We start from the raw sequence: 17,338 nt of genomic DNA, 5'->3' as shown, positions 1-17,338 counted from the left end.
GGCCAGGGCTTGCACGCGGCAATCGCGGATCGGTTTTGACTTCGGTGCTAACCCCATGTATAATCACGTGTTTTCCGCGCGTGGTGTGCGGAAAAATTGGATCCAGAGTGAGGTTCTCAATGTACGCGGTCATAAAAACCGGCGGCAAGCAGTACAAAGTTGCCGTTGGCGAAAAACTCAAAGTAGAACAGATACCGGCTGACATTGACGCTGAAATCACGCTCGACCAGGTTCTCGCAGTGGGCGAAGGCGAATCGATTAAGTTCGGTGCGCCGCTGGTCAGTGGGGCTTCCGTCAAGGCCACCGTTGTGTCGCACGGTCGTCATGCCAAGGTCACCATCTTCAAGATGCGTCGCCGGAAGCACTACCAAAAGCACGGCGGCCACCGCCAGAACTACACTGAGCTGCGCATCGACGCGATCAACGCGTAAGCGCCTCGGTAAAGGAGCAATCAGATGGCACACAAAAAGGCAGGCGGCTCTTCCCGGAACGGCCGCGACTCCGAGTCGAAACGTCTCGGCGTGAAGGTGTACGGCGGCCAGGCAATCAACGCGGGCGGCATCATCGTGCGTCAGCGCGGCACCCGCATGCACGCTGGCGAGAACGTCGGCATGGGCAAGGATCACACCTTGTTCGCGCTGGTCGACGGTCACGTCAAGTTCGCGACCAAGGGCGCGGACAAGAAGCATCTGGTCATCGTTGTCCCGGCGGCTGCCTAAGTTCAGGCACCCAAGGGCTTCGTAGCCGAAAGGCCCCGCAGTCTTCGCGGGGCCTTTTTTTATTTGGCCGCCGGGCGCATGTGCGCGCCGGTGGTTGTCGCCCAACCGGCGGGCAATCGGCCGAACGGCAGATTGTCCAAGCGCGCCGGCGCGCGGCACAATAGCGGTAATACTGGTCGGAGTAACGAATGAAGTTCATTGACGAAGCACGAATCGAAGTCATCGCCGGCGACGGAGGCGATGGCAGCGCGTCGATGCGCCGCGAGAAATTCGTTCCGTTCGGCGGGCCGGACGGCGGAGACGGCGGCCGGGGCGGAAACGTCTACGCGATCGCCGACCGCAACATCAACACGCTGATCGACTACCGTTACGCGAAGAAGCATCTCGCACGCAACGGCGAAAACGGTCGCGGCTCCGATTGCTACGGCAAGGGCGGCGACGACATCACGCTGCGCATGCCGGTCGGCACGGTCGTCACGGACATGGACACGGGCGAGCTGATCGCCGACCTGACCGAGCACGACCAGCAGGTGATGCTCGCGAAGGGCGGTTCCGGCGGCCTCGGCAACCTGCATTTCAAGTCGAGCACGAACCGTGCGCCGCGCCAGAAGACCGACGGCAAGCCCGGCGAGCGACGCATGCTGCGGCTGGAACTGAAGGTGCTCGCCGACGTCGGGCTGCTCGGCATGCCGAACGCCGGCAAGTCGACGTTCATCTCGTCGGTGTCGAATGCGAAGCCGAAAATCGCCGATTATCCGTTCACGACGCTCGCGCCGAATCTCGGCGTCGTGCGGGTTGGCCCGAGCAAGAGTTTCGTGATTGCGGATATCCCGGGGCTGATCGAGGGTGCCGCCGAAGGCGCGGGCCTTGGTCACCAGTTCCTGCGCCACCTGCAGCGCACCGGCGTGCTGTTGCACCTCGTCGATCTGGCCCCGTTCGATGAAAACGTCGATCCGGTCGCGGAAGCGACGGCGATCGTCGGCGAACTGCGCAAGTACGACGAGGCGCTCTACGAGAAGCCGCGGTGGCTCGTGCTGAACAAGCTCGACATGGTGCCGGAAGACGAGCGCAAGGCGCGCGTTGCCGATTTCCTCGAACGTTTCGGCTGGGACGGCCCGGTATTCGAAATCTCGGCACTCACGGGTCAGGGCTGCGAAGCGCTCTGCTACGCGATCTACGACTACCTCGCCGAGCATTCGGAAGCGCACCGCGTGGCGGAGGAGGAAGATCTGGCCGCGGACGTGCGGTTCCGCGATGCGCCGCCAGCCGATGGCGGCACGACGCCCGGCGGCGACGCCTGAGCGGCTCCGACATGCACCGGGCGCGCGGCCCGGTGCCGGAATTTAATCGCGCATCAGATACAGGAGACAGCGCACGATGCGTTCGATCATCGCGGATTCGAAGCGACTGGTGGTGAAGGTGGGCTCCAGCCTCGTGACCAACGACGGCAAGGGACTCGATCATGCTGCAATCGGCCGCTGGGCTGCCCAGATCGCCGCGCTGCGCGCTCAGGGCAAGGAAGTGGTGCTCGTCAGTTCGGGGGCGATTGCCGAAGGGATGCAGCGGCTCGGGTGGAGTAAGCGCCCGCGCGAGATCGACGAGCTGCAGGCGGCCGCTGCTGTCGGCCAGATGGGGCTCGCGCAAGTCTATGAGAGCCGCTTTACCGAGCACGATATCCGCACCGCGCAGATCCTGCTCACGCACGCCGACCTGGCCGATCGCGAGCGCTACCTGAATGCCCGCTCGACGCTGCTTACGCTGTTGCGGCTCGGCGTCGTGCCGATCATCAACGAGAACGACACGGTCGTCACCGATGAAATCAAGTTCGGCGACAACGACACGCTCGGTGCGCTGGTCGCGAACCTGATCGAAGGCGATGCGCTGATCATCCTGACCGACCAGTCGGGGCTGTTCACCGCCGATCCGCGCAAGGATCCGAACGCGACGCTGGTCGCGGAAGCCAGCGCCGGCGCGCCGGAACTCGAGGCGATGGCGGGCGGCGCAGGCTCGAGCCTCGGCCGTGGCGGGATGCTCACGAAGATCCTGGCGGCAAAGCGCGCGGCGCACAGCGGCGCGAACACCGTGATCGCGAGCGGGCGGGAGCCCGACGTGCTGGTGCGGCTTTCCGCGGGCGAGGCGATCGGCACGCAGCTGATCGCGCGCACTGCACGGATGGCGGCGCGCAAACAGTGGATGGCCGATCATCTGCAGGTGCGCGGGCACGTCGTGATCGATGCGGGTGCGGTCGAGAAACTGACCGGCGGCGGCAAGAGCCTGCTGCCGATCGGCGTGACTGGCGTGCAGGGCGCGTTCGCGCGAGGCGAGGTGATCGCGTGCGTCGGTCCGGACGGGCGCGAAGTGGCGCGTGGCCTCACGAACTACAGCAGCGCGGAAACGAAGCTGATTCACCGCAAGCCGAGCGGCGAGATCGAGACGGTCCTCGGCTACATGCTGGAGCCCGAGCTGATTCACCGCGACAACCTCGTACTGGTGTAACCGCTCGGCCTGGCATCGGCAAACGACAAAAAAGCCCGCATTGCGCGGGCTTTTTCATTGCGGCGGCCAGCGGCCAGATGTCCCGTGCCGCTCGGTCAGTGCAACTGGCTCATCGCGGTACGGTGGAACCGTACGTTCTCCAGAATCTGCTGGGTCGAGCCCTGCGGCATCTTGTTCGAGCAGAAGTAGTCCTGGTAGAGCGCGGCGTGATACGCATTCAGCTCGCCGTTCTCGATGCGGCGCCAGTCGTTCTCGACCGTGCGGTCCCAGCCGTCGTGATCCGAATTCAGGCCCGCGTACTGGCGCCATTCATAGGTGTCGCAGCGGATGCCTTCGTAGTTCACGTTGCGCGCGCCGGCCGGGCTCGTGATGACGACCGCATATCGCACGACGCCGTCGGTGCCGACCGCGAGCGACTTCGCATCGATGGCGAACTTGAGCGGCGTGTTCTGCGACACGTTGAATGGCAGCAGGTCACCTGCTTGCGGCAGCGCAGGCAGCGTATCGACCGGGTTCTCCTTCCAGTTGCCCTGGCGGTCCAGCAGATACACGAAGGCGCTGTCATCCTTGTTGGTCGGCGTCTTCGAATTCGCGCAGCCGGCCAGTGCCGCCGCTGCGGCGATCGATGCGAGCGCGAGAGCAATCGCTTTCAATATGCATTCCTCGTAAAAAAAGGGCGCGACACCAAGGTCGCGCCCGGTCATGCAGTCCGACTCGTCACTTGCCGATGATCACCTGGGGCGGCAGCTCGTCGAGCGTGCTCGCGTCCATTTCGATCTCCGAACAAACCACCGATGTGTCGACAATCGTCAGCGTCTGCTGGACCTGCGTGCCGATCACGCGCGGATAGCGCGACGGACGCGGCCCACGCGGCTTGTCGGCTCGCTGCGCCGGGCGGCGCAGGAAGCGTGACAGTTCCGTCAGCGCCAACTGATAGACATCCCGCTTGAACTCGATCACCGCATCGAGCGGCACCCAGTACTCGTTCCAGCGCCACGCATCGAACTCCGGGTGGTCGGTCGCGCGCAAGCAAATGTCGCAATCGCGTCCGACCATCCGCAGCAGGAACCAGATCTGCTTCTGGCCGCGGTAATGTCCGCGTACTTCGCGTTTGATGAACTTGTCAGGCACCTCGTAACGCAACCAGTCGCGAGTGCGGCCGATTATCTTGACGTGTTCCGGGTGCAGGCCGGTTTCCTCGTGCAGCTCCCGGTACATCGCCTGCATGGGGGTCTCGCCATACTTGATCCCACCTTGAGGAAACTGCCAGGAATGCTCGCGGAGCCGCTTGCCCCAAAACACCTCGTTGCGCGCGTTCAAGAGGATGATGCCGACGTTCGGGCGAAAGCCTTCACGATCCAGCATACAACCACCTTCGAATCCTTTAAAATTGCTTTGATTATAAACAGATAACGGGCGCTGCGCACCGTGACGGAGCGAATCCGCCCGGGGTGCATCGGCTGAATTGTCCCTGATTTGTCTGCTACGTCATCTGCGCCATCGCCGTTCGTCGCGCGCAGCTTTTTCACCTTGAAACTTTTTCGGGCGCCCCGCCTGGGGCGCCGTATTTGGAACCGTCCGCATGAAAGCTTCCCGTTTCTTTATCGGCACCCTCAAAGAAGCACCGGCCGACGCAGAGATCGTCAGCCACAAGCTGATGGTGCGCGCCGGCATGATCCGTCGTGTCGCCGGCGGCATCTATAACTACCTGCCGGTCGGCCTGCGCTCGATTCGCAAGGTCGAGGCGATCGTGCGCGAGGAAATGAACCGGGCAGGCGCCATCGAGCTGCTGATGCCGGCCGTGCAACCGGCCGAGCTGTGGCAGGAATCGGGGCGCTGGGAGCAGTACGGCCCCGAGCTGCTGCGCTTCAAGGACCGCAAGGACAACGACTTCGTGATCGGGCCGACGCACGAGGAAGTCGTCACCGATATCGCGCGCAACCAGATCAAGAGCTACCGGCAGATGCCGGTGAACTTCTATCAGATCCAGACGAAGTTCCGCGACGAGATCCGTCCGCGTTTCGGCGTGATGCGCGGCCGCGAATTCATCATGAAGGACGCGTATTCGTTCGACAAGGACGCAGCCGGCCTGAACGAGTCGTATCGCAAGATGTACGACGCGTACGTGCGCATCTTTACGCGCCTGGGTCTCGAGTTCCGTGCGGTCGCGGCCGACAGCGGCTCGATCGGCGGCAACTTCTCGCACGAGTTCCACGTGATCGCCGATACCGGCGAGGACGCGATCGCCTACTGCCCGACGTCCGAGTTCGCGGCGAACATCGAGGCGGCAGAAGCGCTGCCGCTGGTCGCGGAGCGCGCGGCGCCGGCCGAAGCGATGGAAAAGGTCGCGACGCCCGGCAAGGCGAAGTGCGAAGCCGTCGCCGAGCTGCTGGCGATCCCGCTCGAGCGTACGATCAAGTCGATCGTGCTGGCCACCGACAACGAAGGCGCCGAGCCGACCATCTGGCTCGTGATGCTGCGCGGCGACCATGACCTGAACGAGATCAAGGTGTCGAAGCTGCCGGGTCTGAAGAACCACCGCTTCGCGACCGAGCAGGAAATCGTCGAGTGGTTCGGCACGCCGCCGGGCTATCTCGGCCCGGTCGGCACGAAGAAGCCGGTGAAGGTGATCGCCGATCGCACGGTCGCGAACATGAGCGACTTCGTTGTCGGTGCGAACGAGGTCGACTATCACATCGCGGGTGTGAACTGGGGCCGCGACCTGCCGGAGCCGGACGTCGCCGACGTGCGCAACGTGAAGAAGGGCGATCCGTCGCCGGACGGCAAGGGCACGATCGACATCTGCCGCGGCATCGAAGTCGGTCACGTGTTTCAGCTCGGCACCAAGTACTCGGAAGCGCTGGGCGCGACGTTCCTCGACGAGTCGGGCAAGCCGCAGCCGATGCTGATGGGTTGCTACGGCGTCGGCGTCACGCGCATTCTGGGCGCGGCGATTGAACAGAACTTCGACGACAAGGGCATCATCTGGCCCGAGTCGATCGCACCGTTCGAAATCGTGCTGTGCCCGATGGGCTACGACCGTAGCGACATGGTTCGCGAGGCGGCCGACAAGCTGTACGCGGAGCTGACGGCGGCCGGCATCGACGTGATCCTCGACGATCGCGGCGAGCGCCCGGGCGTGATGTTCGCCGACTGGGAGCTGATCGGCGTGCCGCATCGCCTGGTGATCGGCGAGCGCGGCCTGAAGGAAGGCAAGATCGAGTACCAGGGCCGCCGCGATGCCGAAGCGACGCTGCTGCCGGCCGACACGGCTGCGGCCACGGTGACGGAGAAGATCCGCGCCGCGCTCGCGCGTTGATCGCGGCAATCGGGGGACACGGTGGAATACACCTTCCTGTCGGCCACCGTGCTCCTCGTGCTGATCACGGATCCGCTCGGTAACATCCCGCTGTTCATTTCGGCGATGCGGGACGTGCCGCGCGAGCGGCGCGTGAAGCTGATCCTGCGTGAAGTGGGGATCGCGTTCGTGATCCTGCTGTTCTTCATGGTGGTCGGCGACCGCTTCCTGCGGATGATGAGTCTCACCGACCTGTCGCTGCGGCTCGGCGGCGGGATCGTGCTGTTCCTGATCGCGCTGCGGATGATCTTTCCGCATCCGGACGGCGCGCTCGGCAGCGATCCGCGCGCGGGTGGCGAACCGTTCATCGTGCCGCTCGCGATTCCGGCGCTGGCCGGCCCGTCGGCACTCGCGACGGTGATGCTGCTGACGTCGCAGGCGCCGGGCAAGATGCTCGAGTGGGTCGGCGCGCTGACGGTCACGATGATCGTCTGTGCGATCACGCTGGTATTGGCCGAACGGATCCAGCAATGGCTCGGCGAGCGAACCGTCGCGGCGTTCGAGCGGCTGATGGGTCTCGTGCTAGTCGCGATCTCGGTCGAGATGCTGCTGGCCGGCATCCGGGCATTCGTGCACCAGCTGTAACGTCGGCCGCGCAGGCCAAAAAAAGCGGCGCGCCGGGAAACCGGTGCGCCGCTTTTTTATCGTCGGGGCAGGGCGATCAGACGTTCGTGGTCAGCGCACGGATCGTCGGCAGATTGCGCCAGTAACCCTTCGCGTCCATCCCGCAGCCGAACACGTAGCGGTCCGGCACCGAGAAGCCGCAGAAATCGGGGTGCAGCGGCTTCGCCTTCGCGAGCGTCTTCTCGCACAGCACGGCGGACATGAAGCGCTTCGCGCCCATGTCGAGGATGCGGTCGCGGATCGCGGCCATCGTTTCGCCTTCGTCGAGGATGTCGTCGAGTACGAGCACGATCCGGTCCTTCACCGATTCTCGCGGCGCGACGCGCCAGTGCATCTCCGGGCTGCCCTGCGTCGTGTTGCGGTAGCGGGTCAGGTGGATGTAGTCGAACTCCAGCGGGAAATCGAGATGCGGCAGCAGCATCCCGGTAAACACCGCGGCGCCGCCCATCACCGAGAGAACGAGCGGGAACGCGTCGCCGATCTCGGCGCGGATCGCGTCGGCCATCTTGGAGATCGAAGCGTTGACGGCATCGGCCGAGACGATCTCTTCGGAGTGGTCGAAAATGTGGAGGGCTTCTTCGCGGTTCATGTGTTCTGGCGGCCAGTCGGTATACAAACAAGAATGAAGCAGAACGGCCGGCGCGCGCTACGGCAAAAACCCGCGCGCCGGCCGACAGGCGAAATCAGCGCATGCCGGGCATCATGCCCTTCAGGCCGCGCATCATCTTCTGCATGTTGCCGCCCTTCAGCTTCTTCATCATCGTACGCATCTGATCGTACTGGTTCAGCATCCGGTTGACTTCCTGCACCGGCACGCCCGCGCCGGCTGCAATGCGGCGCTTGCGCGTCGCCTTGATGATTTCGGGTTTCGCGCGCTCGGCGGGCGTCATCGAGCTGATGATCCCTTCCATCCGGCGGATCTGCTTCTCGGCCTGGCCCATGTCGGCGCCGGCCGCCGCCTGCTGGAACTGCGCGGGCAGCTTGTCCATCAGCGACGACAGGCCGCCCATGTTCTTCATCTGCGAGATCTGCGCGCGGAAATCGTTCAGGTCGAAGTCGCCGCCTTTCTTTACCTTGTCGGCGAGCTTCTGCGCGGCCTGTACGTCGACGCCGCGCTGCGCTTCCTCGACGAGCGCGAGGATGTCGCCCATGCCGAGGATCCGGTTCGCCATCCGGTCGGGGTGGAACACCTCGAGGCCGTCGAGCTTTTCGGCGACGCCGACGAACTTGATCGGTTTGCCCGTGACGTGACGCACCGACAGCGCCGCACCGCCGCGCGAATCGCCGTCGAGCTTGGTCAGCACGACGCCGGTGAGCGGCAGCGTGTCGTTGAACGCCTTCGCGGTGTTGACCGCGTCCTGGCCGAGCATCGCGTCGACGACGAACAGCGTTTCGGCCGGCTTCAGCGTGCCGTGCAGCGCGGCGATTTCCTGCATCATCGCCTCGTCGATACCGAGACGGCCGGCCGTATCGACGAGCAGCACGTCATGGTAGTGGCGCTTCGCCCAGTCGACGGCGGCGACCGCGATGTCGACGGGCTTCTGGTCCGGTGTCGACGGGAAGAAGTCGGCGCCGACCTGCTCGGTCACCGTTTTCAACTGCATGATCGCGGCCGGGCGATACACGTCGCACGACACCGTCAGCACCTTCTTCTTGTACTTCTCGCGCAGCAGCTTCGCGAGCTTGCCGACGGTCGTGGTCTTGCCGGCACCCTGCAGGCCGGCCATCAGGATCACGGCGGGCGGCGTGACCGCGAGGTTCAGCTCGGCGGCCTTGCCTTCGTAGTCGCCGCCGATCACCGCGGTCAGCTCCTTCTGGACCACGCCGACGAGCGCCTGGCCCGGCGACAGGCTGCTGATCACCTCCTCGCCGAGCGCCTTTTCCTTGACCTTGGCGATGAATTCGCGGACGACGGGCAATGCGACGTCGGCCTCCAGCAGCGCGAGACGCACCTCGCGGAGCATCTCCTGGGTGTTCGCCTCGGTAAGCCGGGCCTCGCCGCGCAGCGTCTTGACGACGCGCGCCATCCGTTGAGTGAGATTGTCGAGCATGGGGAGCGATGGACAGTGGGGCCCGAAGGCGCGATGGAACCTGACAAAGGGAGCCGTCGCGGGAAGGGGGCCTAGTGTAAACTTCGAACATGGATATTGTACTGTATGCCCTCACCGCATTCCTGTACGGCGGCCTCGCCGTTGCAGGCTGGCGCACGCACCGCCAGGGCGCGACGCCGCTCGTCGCGAGCGTGCCGGCCGTACCGGTCCCTGCGTCCGCCGCGTCGGGGATGAGCGGGGCCGGCCGCGCGCTGCTGTTTGCCGCGCTCGTCGCGCACGGCGTGCTGCTGCACATGACGATCTTCCCGAACGACGCGATGATCTTCGGTTTCGCGTTCGCGCTGTCCGCGATGTTCTGGCTCGGCGCCGGCATCTACTGGATCGAGAGCTTTTTCTTCCCGCTCGACAGCCTGCGCCTGCTCGTGCTGCCGCTCGCGTGCGTCGCGTCGCTGCTGCCGCTCGTGTTCGGCGGCGTGCGGGTGCTTCCTTACGCCGCAGCGCCGCTGTTCAAGATGCACTTCCTGATCGCGAACATCGCGTACGGTCTCTTCGCGATCGCCGCACTGCACGCAATCCTGATGCTGATGGTCGAGCGCCGTCTGCAGTCGCTGCGAAGCGGCGGACGCGGCGGCTCGACCGGCTGGATCGCGAGCTGGCTCGAAACGCTGCCGCCGCTCCTCACGCTCGAGAAGCTGCTGTTCCGGCTGATCGGCGCGGGCTTCGTGCTGCTCACGCTGACGCTTGCATCGGGGATCCTGTTCAGCGAGCAGGTCGATGCGCGCGCGCTGCGGCTCGACCACAAGACCGTGTTCGCGGTGCTGTCGTGGCTGATGTTCGGCGGCCTGCTGGTCGCGCGCAAGACATCGGGCTGGCGCGGGCGTGGCGCCGCGCGCTGGGTGCTCGTGTCGTTTGCCGCGCTGCTGCTCGCGTATGTGGGCAGCCGGTTCGTTTTCGAGGTGCTGCTGCACCGCTCCGTGGTTTGAACGCAGGTTTCCGATGCGACAGATTCTTCTCCTGATTCTTCTCTTCTTCGCGGGTTCGTGGATCGCGCGCAAGCTGCGCCAGGCCCAGGAGCACGCGCAGGCGCGCACCGGCCGCGGCGCCGGCTACGATGGCGCATCCGGTCACGGCGGCGCCGGCGCGGCACGCCCGAATGGCGATGCACGCTCGCTGCCCGAACCGATGGTGCGCTGCGCCGAATGCGGCGTGCATGCGCCGAAGGGCGAAGCCGTCGTGTCGGACGGCGAGTATTTCTGCAGCACCGAGCACGCGCAGCGCCATCGCACGCACGCGAGCGGCTCCGACGCGCGATGAGCGCCGTGCCGCTGCTGTCGGTCGACGCGAACGGCTGGGTGCGTGAAGCGCGCCATGCCCCGTCGCCGAATTTCGAGGCGCGGCCCGCGGGCGCGGTACCGACGCTCGTCGTCGTGCACAACATCAGCCTGCCGCCCGGCGAGTTCGGCGGCGACGCGATCGAGGCGCTGTTCCTGAATCGCCTCGATTGCGATGCGCACCCCTATTACCAGAGTCATCTGCGCGGCGTGCGCGTGTCCGCGCACTTCCTGATCCGCCGCGACGGCGAACTCGTGCAGTTCGTGTCGTGCGACGAGCGCGCGTGGCATGCGGGCGCGTCGGATTTCTTCGGCCGGCCGCGCTGTAACGACTTCTCGATCGGCATCGAGCTCGAAGGCGCGGACGACGTGCCGTTCGACGCGGCGCAGTACGCAACGCTCGGCGTGCTCGCACGCACGCTTGCGGCGCGCTACCCGGTCGATGCGGTAGCGGGGCATTCCGACATCGCGCCGGGCCGCAAGACCGACCCGGGTCCGCACTTCGATTGGCAACGCTTCGCGGACGATGCCGGCTTTTCCGCCGAATACTTTCCTTTCCGTCAGCACCGAGCGCAGGGTTTTTGAGCCGGCAAAAAAAATTTTTCCGACCAATGCCTTGTCACGTCTGCCCGTCCGGGGGGCAGGGGTGATGTCAATACCTTTCGCGCAAATTCTCCGTTTTGACCTCGTCCGAATGTCCACTATACTTGGTGCCGGTTGAGTAGTTCTGTACTAGATATAGTGTGTGCCGCAGGGGAAACCCCAGCGGCACCGGCCGGCGGGCAACGCCGGCGGACAGGGTTCTCAGGCGGCGCATCAGGCCGGGCGGTCCGGGCGTCGCGATCAAGCGCAGCGAACTTCGACGGGGCAGGGTATACATGACGAAGCACACGACCGGATCGGTTGTCGCGCATCGGCCGCACCGGTTTCCCCGACGCATCGCTCGCCTCTTACCGCTTGCGCACCGCATTGCGCAGCGTTCGTTTTAATCCGCGGTTCTCTCCGCACCATCCAACACCAGGAGCTTTGCATATGCAAACCACCGACAACGCGACCTCCCAGTACGAGAGCGCCTCGAGCCGTCCGCTCGGCGGGACCGAACAGGGCGCGCAGGGCCTCGCGCCGCAAGCCACGTTCGCCGACTACAAGGTGATCCGCCGCAACGGCAGCGTGGTGTCGTTCGAGCCTTCGAAGATCGCGATCGCGGTGACCAAGGCTTTCCTGGCCGTCAATGGCGGGCAGGGCGCGGCATCGGCGCGCGTGCGCGAACTCGTCGAGCAGCTGACGCACAGCGTCGTGCGCGCGCTCGTGCGTAGCCGTCCGAACGGCGGTACGTTCCATATCGAAGACATTCAGGATCAGGTCGAACTCGCGCTGATGCGCGGCGGCGAGCACAACGTCGCGCGTGCGTACGTGCTGTATCGCGAGAAGCGTCACCTCGAGCGCCAGCATGCGGGCGAGGAAGCAGCGGCAGTCGGCGGCGAGGCGAGCACCGGCATCAACGTCGTCGACAACGGCGTCACGCGCCCGCTCGACCTGAACGCACTGCGCGCGCTGATCGTGTCGGCATGCGACGGTCTCGGCGCTGCGGTTAACCCTGACCCGATCGTCGCGGAGACGGTGAAGAACCTGTACGACGGCGTGCCGATGAGCCAGGTCTACGACTCGGCGATCCTCGCTGCGCGCACGATGATCGAAAAGGATCCGGCGTACAGCCAGGTCACGGCCCGCATCCTGCTGCACACGATCCGTCGCGAGATCCTCGGCGAGGAAGTTGTGCAGGCCGACATGTCGGCCCGCTACGCGGAATACTTCCCGCAGTTCCTGAAGCGCGGCGTCGACGCCGGCCTGCTCGACGACAAGCTGCTGCAGTTCGACCTGAAGCGTCTGGGCGAAGCGCTCGACGCGAACCGCGACCTGCAGTTCGGCTACCTCGGCCTGCAGACGCTGTACGACCGCTACTTCCTGCACGTCGACGGCAACCGCATCGAAATGCCGCAGGCATTCTTCATGCGCGTCGCGATGGGCCTGTCGCTGAACGAGATCGACCGCGAAACGCGCGCGATCGAGTTCTACAACGTGCTGTCGAGCTTCGACTTCATGAGCTCGACGCCGACGCTGTTCAACTCGGGCACGCACCGCTCGCAGCTGTCGTCGTGCTACCTGACGACGGTCGCGGACGATCTCGACGGCATCTATGAAGCGCTGAAGGAAAACGCGCTGCTGTCGAAGTTCGCCGGCGGTCTGGGCAACGACTGGACGCGCGTGCGCGCACTTGGCTCGCATATCAAGGGTACGAACGGCAAGTCGCAAGGCGTGGTGCCGTTCCTGAAGGTCGTCAACGACACGGCCGTCGCGGTCAACCAGGGCGGCAAGCGCAAGGGTGCGGTGTGCGCGTACCTCGAATCGTGGCACCTGGACATCGAGGAGTTCCTCGAGCTGCGCAAGAACACCGGCGACGATCGCCGCCGCACGCACGACATGAACACGGCGAACTGGATTCCCGACCTGTTCATGAAGCGCGTGATGGAAGGCGCGGACTGGACGCTGTTCTCGCCGTCGACCTGCCCGGATCTGCACGACAAGTTCGGCGCGGAGTTCGAGGCGGCTTACACGGCTTACGAAGACAAGGTCGCGCGCGGCGAGATCAAGCTGTTCAAGAAGATCCCGGCGCAGCAGCTCTGGCGCAAGATGCTCGGCATGCTGTTCGAAACGGGCCACCCGTGGATCACGTTCAAGGATCCGTGCAACATCCGCTCGCCGCAGCAGCACGTAGGCGTCGTCCACTCGTCGAACCTGTGCACGGAAATCACGCTGAACACGAGCGACACCGAAATCGCGGTGTGCAACCTCGGTTCCGTGAACCTCGTCGCCCACCTGGTGAAGCAGGCCGACGGCAGCTACGCGCTCGACCACGACAAGCTGAAGCGCACGATCAGCGTCGCGATGCGCATGCTCGACAACGTGATCGACATCAACTACTACGCGGTGCCGAAGGCGCGTAACTCGAACCTGAAGCACCGCCCGGTCGGCATGGGCATCATGGGCTTCCAGGACTGCCTGCACCTGCTGCGCACGCCGTACGCGTCGGAAGCGGCAGTCGAGTTCGCCGATCGTTCGATGGAAGCGGTCTGCTACTACGCCTACTACGCGTCGACCGAGCTGGCCGAGGAACGCGGCCGCTACTCGAGCTACCGCGGCTCGTTGTGGGATCGCGGCATCCTCCCGCAGGACACGCTGAAGCTGCTGACGGAAGCGCGTGGCGGCTACGTCGAGGTCGACACGTCCGAGTCGCTCGACTGGACGACGCTGCGTTCGCGGATCGCCTCGTACGGCATGCGCAACTCGAACTGCGTCGCGATCGCGCCGACGGCGACGATCTCGAACATCATCGGCGTGTCGGCGTGCATCGAGCCGACCTTCCAGAACCTGTACGTGAAGTCGAACCTGTCGGGCGAATTCACGGTGGTGAACGAGTACCTCGTTCGCGACCTGAAGGAGCGCGGTCTGTGGGACGAAGTGATGGTCGCCGACCTGAAGTACTTCGACGGGATGCTGTCGCGCATCGACCGCATCCCGTCCGACCTGCGTGCGATCTACGCGACCGCATTCGAAGTCGATCCGACGTGGCTGGTCGAAGCGGCATCGCGTCGCCAGAAGTGGATCGACCAGGCGCAGTCGCTGAACATCTACATGGGCGGCGCGTCGGGCAAGAAGCTCGACGAGGTCTACAAGCTCGCATGGCTGCGTGGTCTGAAGACGACCTACTATCTCCGCACGATGGCGGCGACGCACGTCGAGAAGTCGACGGTCGCACACGGCGCGCTGAACGCAGTGCCGACGGGCGGCTCGGGCAGCGGCGGCGCGCAAGGCGCAGCAGGCGGCTTCGGTGCGGCAGGTGGCGATGCATCGTCGGGTGCGGTCAATGCGGCACCGGCGCTCGCGCCGGTCGAAGCAGACGGTCCGGTGTGCACGATGCGTCCGGGCGATCCGGGCTTCGACGAGTGCGAAGCTTGCCAGTAACGCGGCGCGCATCGACCTGAAGAAGGTTCGAGCGGCGCGCACGACAACCGATCGAGGTTGAAGTGTGCGCCGCTCTCAACTAAAAAAATGATAAGGAATCTGTAACGCGACATCTGCGTTGCAGTCACTGGCAAGCGATCGAAACATCCCCGACAGCGTCGCGTTTCGATCAGCGTTCGATGCGTCGAGCGCACCTCGCGATACATGTGCGACACACGTCGCGCTCTGCATGAACGACGATGCGTTGCTCAAAGTGTTGTATCGAGGTCGCAACGCGAATCGAAAAAAGGATTTTTCGTGAGCGAACCCTTTTATCGCTCAGGAAAAGATGGTACAAACCGTTCTAAATTGATGGTGAGAATTTATGCTCAACTGGGATGACGAGAAGACTGCCGTAACCCCCGCGAGCGGAGCGCAGCAAAACGCGTTGCGCACCTCCGCCGGGATGGTTGTCGGAATGCAGGCCGCAGCGCCTGCCGCCCATCAGGTCCGTGACATTTTCGAAGGCGATCTTGCGGTGCCGCCGCAAGCATCAGCTGTTCCCGCTGGCGGTTCCGAAGCGCGGGTCAATGTCGCCGACAAGCGCATCATCAACGGCCAGACTGACGTCAATCAGCTGGTGCCGTTCAAGTACAAGTGGGCGTGGGAAAAGTATCTGGCGGGTTGCGCGAACCACTGGATGCCGCAGGAAATCAACATGTCCCGCGACATCGCACTGTGGAAGGACCCGAACGGTCTGACCGAGGACGAGCGCCGTATCGTCAAGCGTAACCTCGGTTTCTTCGTGACGGCCGATTCGCTCGCCGCGAACAACATCGTGCTCGGCACGTACCGCCACATCACGGCGCCCGAGTGCCGGCAGTTCCTGCTGCGCCAGGCGTTCGAAGAGGCGATCCACACGCACGCGTACCAATACATTGTCGAATCGCTCGGTCTCGACGAAGGCGAGATCTTCAACGCGTACCACGAGGTCACGTCGATCCGCGCGAAGGACGAATTCCTGATCCCGTTCATTCATACGCTGACGGATCCGGCCTTCAAGACCGGCACGCTCGAAGCGGATCAGAAGCTGCTGAAGTCGCTGATCGTGTTCGCCTGCATCATGGAAGGCCTGTTCTTCTATGTCGGTTTCACGCAGATCCTCGCGCTCGGCCGCCAGAACAAGATGACGGGTGCTGCGGAGCAATATCAGTACATCCTGCGCGACGAGTCGATGCACTGCAATTTCGGCATCGACCTGATCAACCAGATCAAGCTCGAGAACCCGCATCTCTGGACCGCGGAATTCCGCGCGGAGATCCGCGAGCTGTTCAAGCAGGCTGTCGAACTCGAATACCGCTACGCCGAGGACACGATGCCGCGCGGCGTGCTGGGTTTGAACGCGTCGATGTTCAAGAGCTACCTGCGCTTCATCAGCAATCGCCGTTGCCAGCAGATCGGCCTCGATCCGCTGTACCCGAACGAGGAAAACCCGTTCCCGTGGATGAGCGAAATGATCGACCTGAAGAAGGAACGCAACTTCTTCGAGACGCGAGTGATCGAGTATCAGACGGGCGGCGCGCTGTCCTGGGAATAACCCGCAGCAGCGAACCCGTCACATGATGGAGCAGCCGGTGGCCTCTCGGTCCCGGCCCAAGGTTTAGGAGCAAGAACGCCTGATGCAAAGCATGCCCGGTGCCTTAACGGCCCAACGACATGATCGGCACTTTGCGAACCCTTCAGTGGGATGGGCAAACTTCCCTCCGGAAAAAGCGGACGGCCGTGTGGCGGTCCGCTTGATCAAGCGATTAGGGGTGGCGGCGCGAGGTGCGCCGGCTACCGACTTGATTTGGCGCGCGAGGCCACGGGGTCACGCGCGCCATACCGTATTCATTAGCGTAAGCGAGCGGTATCCGCGTACGCCGATGAATAGCCCGCTTCGAAGCGCACGTCCTGAACAGCGTCCGCGGGAAGCGGGTTTTGACGAAGGGTGTAGTTTGAACTGACTCTCATCTGAACCTGAAGGAGAACAACATGGCTACTGCCAAGAAGAAACCGGCTGCTAAGAAGGTTGCTGCCAAGAAGACCGTTGCGAAGAAGGCTGCAGCTCCGGCGAAGAAGGCCGCTGCAGTGAAGAAGGTAGCTGCGAAGAAGGTCGCGGTGAAGAAGGTCGCCGCGAAGAAGGCAGCACCGGCGAAGAAGGCTGCCGCGAAGAAGGTCGCAACGAAGAAGGTTGCAGCCAAGAAGGTCGCAGCTAAGAAAGTCGCGGTGAAGAAGGTTGCCGCGAAGAAGGCTGCACCGGCGAAGAAGGCCGCTGTGAAGAAGGTTGCAGCCAAGAAGGCAGCACCGGCGAAGAAGGCTGCAGCGAAGAAGGCGGCACCGGCGAAGAAGGCTGCAGCCAAGAAAGCCGCGCCTGCGAAGAAGGCTGCAGCCAAGAAGGCCGCGCCTGCGAAGAAGGCTGCTGCGAAGAAGGCCGCGCCCGCCAAGAAGGCTGCCCCTGCGAAGAAGGCTGCTGCTGCACCGAAGGCTGCCGCTCCCAAGGCTGCTGCACCGGCGAAGAAGGCTGCTGCTCCGAAGAAGGCCGTCGTGAAGAAGGCCGCACCGGCAACCACCGCGTCGACCGCATCGGTTGCGCCGGCATCGGGCGCGAAGACCGCGCTCAACCCGGCAGCGGCATGGCCGTTCCCGACCGGCAGCCGCCCGTAATCGCGACTGACCAGTACCACCCGGACACTCACGTGGTGTCCGCGGGTTGAG

17 protein-coding genes are annotated in these 17,338 nt (G+C 64.3%); 13 read left to right on the top strand and 4 right to left on the bottom strand.

Translation table 11 applies throughout. From position 1 onward, the window contains the following. Nucleotides 1-119: 119 nt before the first annotated feature. The 4 genes from rplU to proB all read left to right on the top strand — a co-directional run bounded on the left by rplU (nucleotide 120) and on the right by proB (nucleotide 3,215). Nucleotides 120-431 carry a 50S ribosomal protein L21 gene (gene rplU / locus J7024_RS27495; protein WP_027783472.1) on the top strand — a complete coding sequence of 104 codons (312 nt, stop codon included), beginning with the start codon at nucleotides 120-122 and terminating at the stop codon, nucleotides 429-431. Nucleotides 432-455: 24 nt separating this feature from the next. Beyond that, nucleotides 456-719, top strand: coding sequence for a 50S ribosomal protein L27 (gene rpmA / locus J7024_RS27490; RefSeq protein WP_006476999.1), 264 nt, complete (start codon nucleotides 456-458; stop codon nucleotides 717-719). Between the two features lie 188 nt (nucleotides 720-907). After that, nucleotides 908-2,020 (top strand): GTPase ObgE, encoded by a 1,113-nt coding sequence (obgE, locus tag J7024_RS27485; protein WP_124827213.1) that lies wholly within the window; start codon nucleotides 908-910, stop codon nucleotides 2,018-2,020. Between the two features lie 76 nt (nucleotides 2,021-2,096). After that, complete coding sequence (gene proB, locus J7024_RS27480) at nucleotides 2,097-3,215, top strand: glutamate 5-kinase (RefSeq protein ID WP_096506192.1); 1,119 nt, start codon at nucleotides 2,097-2,099, stop codon at nucleotides 3,213-3,215. Nucleotides 3,216-3,310: 95 nt separating this feature from the next. Here proB and J7024_RS27475 read toward each other — a convergent pair whose 3' ends face one another. Both J7024_RS27475 and J7024_RS27470 read right to left on the bottom strand, forming a co-directional pair. Beyond that, nucleotides 3,311-3,919: a CNP1-like family protein gene (locus J7024_RS27475; RefSeq protein ID WP_124827212.1), complete on the bottom strand. Its 609-nt coding sequence runs from the start codon at nucleotides 3,917-3,919 to the stop codon at nucleotides 3,311-3,313. Nucleotides 3,920-3,932: 13 nt separating this feature from the next. Next, nucleotides 3,933-4,580: an RNA pyrophosphohydrolase gene (locus J7024_RS27470; protein ID WP_096506196.1), complete on the bottom strand. Its 648-nt coding sequence runs from the start codon at nucleotides 4,578-4,580 to the stop codon at nucleotides 3,933-3,935. A gap of 217 nt (nucleotides 4,581-4,797) precedes the next feature. Between J7024_RS27470 and J7024_RS27465 the strand changes: the two genes are divergently transcribed. Together J7024_RS27465 and J7024_RS27460 are read left to right on the top strand one after the other, a co-directional pair. Next, entirely contained in the window at nucleotides 4,798-6,534 is a 1,737-nt protein-coding gene (locus J7024_RS27465) for a proline--tRNA ligase (RefSeq protein WP_124827211.1), read from the top strand. Between the two features lie 21 nt (nucleotides 6,535-6,555). Further along, a complete protein-coding gene (locus tag J7024_RS27460) occupies nucleotides 6,556-7,158 on the top strand; it encodes a MarC family protein (protein WP_048251148.1) in 603 nt (200 codons plus the stop codon). A gap of 76 nt (nucleotides 7,159-7,234) precedes the next feature. Here J7024_RS27460 and J7024_RS27455 read toward each other — a convergent pair whose 3' ends face one another. Both J7024_RS27455 and ffh read right to left on the bottom strand, forming a co-directional pair. Continuing rightward, nucleotides 7,235-7,786, bottom strand: a complete 552-nt coding sequence (locus tag J7024_RS27455) for a hypoxanthine-guanine phosphoribosyltransferase (protein ID WP_096506204.1) — start codon at nucleotides 7,784-7,786, stop codon at nucleotides 7,235-7,237. A 94-nt stretch (nucleotides 7,787-7,880) separates the two neighbouring features. Then, nucleotides 7,881-9,248 carry a signal recognition particle protein gene (gene ffh / locus J7024_RS27450; protein ID WP_124827210.1) on the bottom strand — a complete coding sequence of 456 codons (1,368 nt, stop codon included), beginning with the start codon at nucleotides 9,246-9,248 and terminating at the stop codon, nucleotides 7,881-7,883. A gap of 89 nt (nucleotides 9,249-9,337) precedes the next feature. On the opposite strand from ffh, the gene J7024_RS27445 reads away from it, so the two are divergent. The 7 genes from J7024_RS27445 to J7024_RS27415 all read left to right on the top strand — a co-directional run bounded on the left by J7024_RS27445 (nucleotide 9,338) and on the right by J7024_RS27415 (nucleotide 17,287). After that, nucleotides 9,338-10,231, top strand: coding sequence for a cytochrome C assembly family protein (locus J7024_RS27445; RefSeq protein ID WP_096506208.1), 894 nt, complete (start codon nucleotides 9,338-9,340; stop codon nucleotides 10,229-10,231). A gap of 13 nt (nucleotides 10,232-10,244) precedes the next feature. Continuing rightward, a complete protein-coding gene (locus tag J7024_RS27440) occupies nucleotides 10,245-10,562 on the top strand; it encodes a PP0621 family protein (RefSeq protein WP_124827209.1) in 318 nt (105 codons plus the stop codon). Then, entirely contained in the window at nucleotides 10,559-11,164 is a 606-nt protein-coding gene (ampD, locus tag J7024_RS27435; RefSeq protein ID WP_124827208.1) for a 1,6-anhydro-N-acetylmuramyl-L-alanine amidase AmpD, read from the top strand. Before J7024_RS27440 ends, ampD begins: the two co-directional genes overlap by 4 nt. A gap of 447 nt (nucleotides 11,165-11,611) precedes the next feature. Then, nucleotides 11,612-14,602 carry a ribonucleoside-diphosphate reductase subunit alpha gene (locus tag J7024_RS27430; RefSeq protein WP_124827206.1) on the top strand — a complete coding sequence of 997 codons (2,991 nt, stop codon included), beginning with the start codon at nucleotides 11,612-11,614 and terminating at the stop codon, nucleotides 14,600-14,602. 364 nt (nucleotides 14,603-14,966) lie between these two features. Continuing rightward, nucleotides 14,967-16,178 carry a ribonucleotide-diphosphate reductase subunit beta gene (locus J7024_RS27425; protein ID WP_124827204.1) on the top strand — a complete coding sequence of 404 codons (1,212 nt, stop codon included), beginning with the start codon at nucleotides 14,967-14,969 and terminating at the stop codon, nucleotides 16,176-16,178. 82 nt (nucleotides 16,179-16,260) lie between these two features. Continuing rightward, a complete protein-coding gene (locus tag J7024_RS27420; RefSeq protein ID WP_124827203.1) occupies nucleotides 16,261-16,587 on the top strand; it encodes a hypothetical protein in 327 nt (108 codons plus the stop codon). A gap of 28 nt (nucleotides 16,588-16,615) precedes the next feature. Continuing rightward, nucleotides 16,616-17,287, top strand: coding sequence for a histone H1-like DNA-binding protein (locus tag J7024_RS27415; protein ID WP_124827202.1), 672 nt, complete (start codon nucleotides 16,616-16,618; stop codon nucleotides 17,285-17,287). The last annotated feature ends 51 nt before the right edge of the window (nucleotides 17,288-17,338 follow it).

This window comes from Burkholderia sp. WTPI3, from assembly GCF_021483755.1.
Taxonomy (GTDB): domain Bacteria; phylum Pseudomonadota; class Gammaproteobacteria; order Burkholderiales; family Burkholderiaceae; genus Burkholderia.
This window is presented reverse-complemented; position numbering and strand designations above follow the sequence as displayed.